At 73.6% G+C, this 8491-nt stretch carries 4 protein-coding genes; 2 read left to right on the top strand and 2 right to left on the bottom strand.

Translation table 11 applies throughout. The features are described 5' to 3' along the window. Positions 1–910: DUF4246 family protein (locus tag ACFWEG_RS26960; protein ID WP_387220170.1), on the bottom strand; the 910-nt coding region annotated here is incomplete at its 3' end. A gap of 70 nt (positions 911–980) precedes the next feature. Then, positions 981–5216 (bottom strand): molybdopterin-dependent oxidoreductase, encoded by a 4236-nt coding sequence (locus ACFWEG_RS26955; RefSeq protein ID WP_387220168.1) that lies wholly within the window; start codon positions 5214–5216, stop codon positions 981–983. Positions 5217–5518: 302 nt separating this feature from the next. On the opposite strand from ACFWEG_RS26955, the gene ACFWEG_RS26950 reads away from it, so the two are divergent. Together ACFWEG_RS26950 and pntB are read left to right on the top strand one after the other, a co-directional pair. Then, positions 5519–7048, top strand: a complete 1530-nt coding sequence (locus tag ACFWEG_RS26950; RefSeq protein ID WP_387220165.1) for a Re/Si-specific NAD(P)(+) transhydrogenase subunit alpha — start codon at positions 5519–5521, stop codon at positions 7046–7048. A gap of 1 nt (position 7049) precedes the next feature. Then, positions 7050–8468, top strand: coding sequence for a Re/Si-specific NAD(P)(+) transhydrogenase subunit beta (gene pntB / locus ACFWEG_RS26945; protein WP_387220163.1), 1419 nt, complete (start codon positions 7050–7052; stop codon positions 8466–8468). The last annotated feature ends 23 nt before the right edge of the window (positions 8469–8491 follow it).

The following is an 8491-nucleotide window of genomic DNA, read 5'->3' as shown; positions in this document are numbered from 1 at the left end:
AGGCGGCGTCGACCTGCGCCGGGGGAGCGAAGACCGGGGCGTCCGGGACGGCGGGCGTGCGGGTCTCGTGCCAGGCCTCGAAGTCCACCTGCCAGTCGCGGTAGGCCTCCGCGTAAGCCGCCTCGTCGGCGAAGTCGCCGCGGCGCGGGTACACCGGCTCGGAGTCGCCGTACCACCCGTACGGATCGGGCTCGATCCGCCGGGGCCGCGGGTGGCGCAGATCGGTCAGGACGTTCTCCCACAGCGGGAGCATGCGGCCCATCAACTCGGGTAGGACGGCGAGGAGTTCGCGGTGCTTCTCGGGATGCACGTTGTTGACGTACGAGCGGAGGCTGACCGAGCCCTCCGCACTGACGTCGATGTCCGTGGGCAGCCACTGGAACCGCTCGGAGAACTCGTACGCCGTGTAGCTCCTCGTCGGGTTCTCCCACGCCCGCTCGGGCCCGCCGCTCACCTCGCGCACCAGGCAGAACAGCGAGGGGTGCACCAGGTCGAGGACCTGGCCGTCCGATCCGGGGTGCCAGTCCCGCTCGTCCTCGGGCACGTCCTCCAGGACCCGGACGGCCGCCCGCAGCCGGGCCCCCAGGGCGTCGTCGACCAGTGCGTCCGACTGCCACACCCCGTCGACGGCCGAGACCTCGATCCCGGTCCGCTCGTCCCGCAGGCCCGCGTAGTGGGCGAGCTCGTCGAGCACGTACCGGACCTGCGCCTCGGTGAGCCCCTGTTCGAGCGCCTCCCGCGTCCACCGGGCGACGATCTCCGCGTCGTTCCTCTTGTCGAACCATCCCGGCTTCGACCGTATGTGGGCGCTGCACCGCGTCATCTCCAGCTCGCGCAGGGTACGGGGCGCCGTTGGGGACAGGGAGCGCGCGGCTTGGAACGGCAGCGGGAAAGGGGCAAGGTCGGTCAACGGTCCGGATCTTCCTCGTCGGCGAGTGGTGGCCGGAACACTACGCCGCCCCACTGACAGAGCGGCCTGCTCAGTAGACGTCCCGCACGTACCGCTTGTCCGCGGCGAGCCGGCGGACGTACGCGGCGGCCTCCGGCGCGCCCATGCCGCCGTGGACGACGGCGACGTCGTGCAGTGCCCGGTCGACGTCCTTGGCCATCCGGGTCGCGTCTCCGCAGACGTAGAAGTGCGCGCCGTCCTGGAGCCAGCGCCACAGCCGGGGGCCCTGCTCGCGCATGCGGTCCTGGACGTAGACCTTGTTGCGCTGGTCGCGGGAGAACGCGAGATCCAGCCGCTCCAGGTGCCCGGACGCCCGGAAGCCTTCCAGGTCCTCGCGGTGGTAGAAGTCGGTGGCCGAGCGCTGCTCGCCGAAGAACAGCCAGTTGGGGCCGGTGTGCCCGCGGGCCCGGCGGTCCTCCAGGAAGCCGATGAACGGGGCGACGCCGGTGCCGGGCCCGACCATGATCATGGGGGTGGCGGGGTCGGCCGGCGGGCGGAAGTGCGGCGAGCGCTGCAGGAAGACCTGCACGGGGCCGTCGTCGGCGTGGTCGGCGAGGTAGGTGGAACACACCCCGCCGCGGTCCCGGCCGCGGTCGCCCGGGTAGCGGACGACGGAGACGGTCAGCCGGACCTCGCCGGGGTGGGCGAGCGGGCTGGAGGAGACGGAGTACAGCCGGGGCTGGAGCGGCTTCAGCGCCCCCGCCCACTCCGCCGCCGAGGCGTCGAAGGGGAACGCGGCGACGACGTCGGCGGCCTGCCGACCCCAACTCCACTTCGCCAGCTCGTCCTTGTTGTCCGGCCGCAGCAGCCGCCTCAGCTCCTTGCTGCCGGTCCGCTCGGCCACGAACCCCAGCAGGCCGGGGGAGAGGCGGGTGATGTCGAGCCGGGTCCGCAGCGCCTCCTCCAGCGGCACGGGCGCGGCGTCGCCGAGGTCGACCGGCTCGTCGGGGTCGAGCCCGGTGAGGGCGAGCCACTCCGCGACCAGCGGGGCGCCGTGGGCGGGCCACACGCCGAGCGCGTCCCCCACCTCGTGGCCGAGCTCGCCGTCGCGGGTGTCGAACGCGAACTGCCGCACCTCCTTGGCGGATCCGGGCAGGCTCAGGAGCCGGTTGCCGATCAGCAGGGTGGCGAACGGTGAGGCCTTGGTGTGCCCCGTCGGGGCGGGCCGTGGCGCGGCGGCGGGGGCGGTCGCCGCGCGGCCGCCCGGGACCCGCTGTCCGCCGCCGTCCGCCGCCAGCGCCGTCACCACCCGCTCCAGCCACTCCTCGGCCGCCGCTTCGCCGTCCGGCTCGCAGTCCGTGCGCGGGACGAGGCGGGTGGCGCCGAGCGCTTCGAGCCGTTCGTCGAGCCGCCGGCCGTGGCCGCAGAAGTCGTCGTAGGCGGAGTCGCCGAGCGCGAGCACGGCGTAGCGCGCGCCCTCCAGGCGGCCGGCGCCGGCGGCGGTGAGGGAGCGCCAGAAGTCCAGCCCGTTGTCGGGGGCGTCGCCGTCGCCGAAGGTACTGGTGACCAGCAGGGCGTCGGTGTCCGCGCCGAGGTGGGCCGGGGTGGCCTCCGCCATCGGCAGCAGCTCCACGGCCCGGCCCGCTGCGGCGAAGCGGGCGGCAGCCGCGGTCGCGAACTCCTCGGCGTTGCCGGTCTGGGAGGCCCACAGCACGAGCTGGCGGCGGGTCGGGGCGGCCGGCGCGGCGGGCGCCCCGACGGGCGCGAGGGGCGCCGCCGCGCGGGAGTACGCCCCGGCCAGGACACCGTCGACCCACAGGGCGTGACCGGGGTCGAAGGGCGCTCCCGGCGGCAGGACGGGCACCCGCCCGTCGCCGGGCGGGGACGCGTCGAGGGCGGCGAGGAAGCCCGCCAGGTAGGCGCGCTCCGGCGCGGTCAGGACCGGCGGGGCGACGCCGGCGACGCCGAACGCCGCGGCGAGCGCGGGCACGGGGGAGTCCGCGCTCGCGGTGCCTTCGTCCACGACGCCCGTGCCCTCGATCCCCGCATCCGCGACGCCTGTGCCCTCGTGCCCTGCACCCACCGACCCCGTACCGCCGCCGCCCGCCGCACCCGCCACCTCCGGCCCGCGCTCCGGCACGGGTGCGGCCGTACGCGTCAGGCTCACCGCGCAGACCTTGAGCTCCGGCTGGAACGACAGCGGGTCCACAGCGTCGTTGGTCACCGCGTTCACGGCGCGGTCCTCGCCGGACAGGTCACCCCAGTGGAACGGTGCGAAGCAGTCCCCGGGCCGCACCCGATCGGTGACCACCGCGGGCAGCACGGCCCGCCCCCGGCGCGAGGCGACCTCCAGGTGGTCGCCGTCCCCTACGCGGAGCCGCGCCGCGTCCTCGGGGTGGATCTCGACGAACGGCCCCGGGTTCAGCCTGTTGAGCCTGGCCACCTTGCCGGTCTTCGTCATCGTGTGCCACTGGTGCTGCAGCCGGCCGGTGTTGAGGAGGAACGGGTAGTCGTCGTCGGGCAGTTCGGCCGCCGGCAGGTGCGGCCGGGCGAAGAACTGCGCCCGCCCGCTCGCCGTGGGGAACACCAGCCGGGGGCGGCTGCCGTCCGGCCGCTCGACGAGGGGCCGGCTGACGCCGTCGTTGAGGTAGCGGATCGGGTTGCGGTCCGGGCCGCCGGCGTCCGCGGCCGGCCACTGGACCGGCCCCGACCGCAGCCGCTCGTGGCCGACACCGCGCAGGTCCCAGCCGGTCACGGGGTTCCACGCCTGCCGCAGCTCCTCGAACACCTCCGCCGCCGAGCCGTACGTGAACGCCTCGGCGAACCCCATCGCGCACGCCACCCGGGCGATCAGCTCCCAGTCCGGCAGCGCCTGGCCCGGCGGGTCGACGACGCCCGGCACCAGGGTCAGGCTCCGCTCCGAGTTGACCATGACCCCGTCGGACTCCGCCCACAGCGTCGCCGGCAGGACGACGTCGGCGTACGCGTTCGTCTCCGTCGCGGCGAACACGTCCTGGGTGACGACGAGTTCGGCGGCCTCCAGGCCGGCGACCACGGTGGCGCGGTTCGCGACGGAGGCCACCGGGTTGGTGCAGATGATCCAGCAGGCCTTGACGTCCCCGGCGGCCATCCGCTCGAACATCTCCACCGTGCCGTGCCCGACGTCGGTCCGCAGCGAGCCCGCGGGAAGGTTCCACAGCTCCTCGGTGAACGCCCGGTCGGCGTCGACCAGGACCGACCGCTGCCCCGGCAGTCCGGGGCCCATGTACCCCATCTCCCGGCCGCCCATGGCGTTCGGCTGACCGGTCAGCGAGAGCGGCCCGGAGCCCGGGCGGCAGATCGCCCCCGTGGCGAGGTGCAGGTTGACCAGCGCGTTGGTGTTCCAGGTGCCGTGGGTGGACTGGTTGAGCCCCATCGTCCAGCAGCTCGTCCACTCGCCCGCCTCGCCGATCCACCGCGCGGCCCGCCGGATGTCGGCCTCCGGGATGCCGGTGATCTCCGCGACGCGGGCCGGCGGGTAGTCGGCGAGGAACGCGGGCATCGCCTCCCACCCGTCGGTGAACTCGGCGACGAACGCGTCGTCGGTGCGGCCGTCCGCCACGACGAGGTGGAGCAGCCCGTTCAGCAGCGCCAGGTCGGTCCCCGGCCTGATCTGCAGGAAGAGGTCCGCCTTCTCGGCGGTGGCGGTGCGGCGCGGGTCGACGACGATCAGCTTCGCGCCCGCCTTCATCCGCTCGGCCATCCGCAGGAAGAGGATCGGGTGGCAGTCGGCCATGTTGGCCCCGGCCACGAGGAACAGGTCCGCGCGGTCGAGGTCGTCGTACGATCCCGGCGGACCGTCCGCGCCGAGCGACAGCTTGTAGCCGGTGCCGGCGCTCGCCATGCACAGCCGGGAGTTGGACTCGATGGTGTTCGTCCGGACGAACCCCTTGGCCAGCTTGTTCGCCAGGTACTGGGCCTCGATCGACATCTGCCCCGAGACGTAGAACGCCAGCGCGTCGGGCCCGTGCTCGTCCAGGATCGCCAGCAGCCGGCCGGCGACGGCGGCCACGGCGTCGTCCACGTCGGCCGCCTCGGGCTCGGCGCCGCGCGAGGGGCGCACCAGCGCGGTCGACAACCGGTCCGGCGCGGCCATCATGTCCGCGCTCGTCGCCCCTTTCGTGCACAGACGACCGGAGTTGGCGGGATGCGCCGGGTCCCCGGAGACCTTCGCGACCCGCCGCCTGCCGTCGACCGGGTCGCGCACCACGTCGAGGACGATCCCGCAGCCGACCCCGCAGTACGAGCAGGCCGTACGGACGCCGTCCTTCTGAGAACCAGCGGGCACCGCGCCTCCCCTTCCCGGTCCGCGCACCCCTGGTGGCGCGCTGACCAGCACGGTAGGGAGGGCGGGTTTCCGCCTGGTCACACCGCTGTGGCGTGCGTGATGACGCTTCCCGCACAGGCCCCACCGCCCTCCCGTGAGGGCGCGGACGCGCCGGAAGTGTTGCGCGCGCCTCACCGGCGAAAGCTGTTCAAGACCAGCGCCGGGCCGCCAAGCTGAGCGCCGTGCTCCCGATCACCGTGGGTGCACCGCTGATCGAATGGGACGAGGCCGCCTGCGGCCGGAGCAGCGAACGGAGAACACGCGTGATTGTCGGAGTCCTCAAGGAAGCCCGGGCGGGTGAGAACCGCGTCTCGGCCACGCCTGCCACCGTGGAGAAGATCCGCGCCCTCGGGTACGACGTGGTCGTCGACCCGGGCGCGGGCGTCGCCGCCGGCTTCACCGACGACGCCTACGGGGCCGCGGGCGCGACCGCGGGCGACGCGGCGGCCGCGGACGTGGTGCTCGGGGTGAACGCCCCCGACCCCTCGCAGCTCGACCGGGTGCGCCCCGAGGCCACGGTGATCGCCCTGTTCTCGCCCGCCTTCGACCCCGCGATGGTCGAGGAGCTGGGCCGGCGGCCCTTCACCGCGCTGTCGATGGACGCCGTGCCGCGCATCAGCCGCGCGCAGTCGATGGACGTGCTGTCCTCGATGGCCAACATCGCCGGCTACCGGGCCGTCATCGAGGCGGCCCACGAGTTCGGCCGGTTCTTCACCGGCCAGGTGACCGCGGCCGGCAAGGTGCCCCCGGCGAAGGTGCTGGTGGCCGGAGCGGGCGTCGCCGGTCTGGCCGCGATCGGCGCCGCCGGATCGCTCGGCGCGGTCGTCCGGGCGACCGACCCCCGGCCCGAGGTGGCCGACCAGGTCCGCTCGCTGGGCGGGGAGTACCTCTCGATCGAGTCCGCCGAGGTCGAGGTCTCGAAGACGGGCTACGCCAAGGAGATGGGCGACGACTACAAGGCCCGCGAGGCCGAGTTGTACGCCGCCCAGTGCCGCGACGTGGACATCGTCGTCACCACCGCGCTGATCCCCGGCCGCCCCGCGCCGACCCTGATCACCGCCGAGATGGTGGCGGCGATGAGACCCGGCTCGGTGATCGTCGACATGGCGGCCGCCAACGGCGGCAACGTCGAGGGCACCGTGAAGGGCGAGCGGACCGTCACCGCGAACGGCGTGACGATCCTCGGCTACACCGACCTCGCCGGCCGACTGCCCGCGCAGGCCTCGCAGTTGTACGGCACCAACCTGGTGAACCTGCTCAAGCTGATGACCCCGGCCAAGGACGGCGCGCTGGTCCTCGACTGGGACGACCCCGTCCAGCGCTCGATCACCGTCGTCCGCCGCGGCGAGTCCGCCTGGCCGCCCCCGCCGGTGCAGGTATCCGCGGCCCCGGCCCCCGTCGCCGCGGCGGCCTCCGCGCCCGTCCCCGTACCGGCGAAGACGCCGATGACGGCCCGGCAGAGGTTCGGCGGCGTCGCCGTCGGCGCGCTCGCGCTGTTCCTCACCGCCGCCTTCGCGCCCGCGCCCCTCCTTCCGCACGTCACCGTCTTCGTCCTCGCGATCGTCATCGGGTACTACGTCATCGGCCACGTGCACCACGCGCTGCACACCCCGCTGATGTCCGTCACGAACGCGATCTCCGGGATCATCGTCGTCGGCGCCCTGCTGCAGATCGGGCGGACGGGTACGGCGGTCACGGTCCTGTCGACCGTGGCGATCCTGCTGGCCAGTATCAACGTCTTCGGCGGCTTCGCGGTGACGCGTCGCATGCTCGCGATGTTCAACCGGAGCTGACATGTCTGCGAACACCGCCGCCCAGGCGGCCTACCTTGTTGCCGCGCTGCTCTTCATCCTCGCGCTGGCAGGACTCTCCAAGCACGAGACGGCCCGGCTCGGCAACGCCTTCGGCATGCTCGGCATGGGCGTCGCTCTCGCCGCGACCGTCGTCCTCGCCCTCGACGGCGACGTCAGCGGGGCCGGCCTCGGCCTGCTGGCCGCCGCGATGCTCGTCGGCGCGCTCATCGGCCTCCAGCGGGCCCGCGGCGTCGAGATGACCGGCATGCCCGAACTCATCGCGCTGCTGCACTCGTTCGTCGGCATGGCCGCCGTCCTGGTCAGCTGGAACGGCTACCTCAACGTCGAGCACGACCCGGGCGGGCACGAGGCCGAGGCCCTCGCCGCGCTCGACATGCTCGGCATCCACCACGCCGAGGTGGTCATCGGCCTGTTCATCGGCGCGGTGACCGTCACCGGATCCGTCGTCGCCTACCTCAAGCTCGCCGCGCGCATCGACTCGAGGCCGCTGGTGCTGCCCGGCAAGAACGCCCTGAACCTCGGCGCGCTCGGGGTGTTCGCCGTGGCCACCGTCTGGTTCGTCGTCGCCCCCAGCCTGTGGCTGATGATCGCCGTGACGGTCCTCGCCCTCGCGCTCGGCTGGCACCTGGTCGCCTCGATCGGCGGGGGCGACATGCCGGTCGTCGTCTCGATGCTGAACAGCTACTCCGGGTGGGCCGCCGCCGCGTCCGGCTTCCTGCTCGGCAACGACCTGCTGATCGTCACCGGCGCCCTCGTCGGCTCCTCCGGCGCGTACCTCAGCTACATCATGTGCAAGGCGATGAACCGCTCCTTCATCGCGGTCATCGCCGGCGGCTTCGGCATCGAGGTCGCCTCGGACGCCGACGTCGACTACGGCGAGCACACCGAGATCACCCCCGAGGGGGCCGCCGAACTCCTCGGCACCGCCCGCTCCGTCGTCATCGCCCCCGGCTACGGCATGGCCGTCGCCCAGGCCCAGTACCCCGTCGCCGAACTGACCTCCAAGCTGCGCGCCCGGGGCGTCGACGTGCGGTTCGGCATCCACCCGGTCGCCGGCCGGCTCCCCGGCCACATGAACGTGCTCCTGGCCGAGGCCAAGGTGCCCTACGACATCGTCCTGGAGATGGACGAGATCAACGACGACTTCGGCAGGACCGACGTCGTCCTCGTCATCGGCGCCAACGACACCGTCAACCCGGCCGGCGCCGAGGACCCCGGCAGCCCGCTCGCCGGGATGCCCGTGCTCACCGTCTGGGAGGCGGGCAAGGTCATCGTCTTCAAGCGCTCCATGGCCTCCGGCTACGCGGGCGTGCAGAACCCGCTCTTCTTCAAGGACAACACCTCCATGCTCTTCGGCGACGCGAAGGCCCGCGTGGAGGACATCGTCGGCGCGCTCTGAGGGGTGCGGCGGCCCGGCGATCC

The organism is Streptomyces sp. NPDC060194 (assembly GCF_042728285.1).
GTDB lineage: Bacteria > Actinomycetota > Actinomycetes > Streptomycetales > Streptomycetaceae > Streptomyces.
Note: the sequence above shows the minus strand (reverse complement) of the source record. Positions and strands in the feature narration are given on the sequence as shown.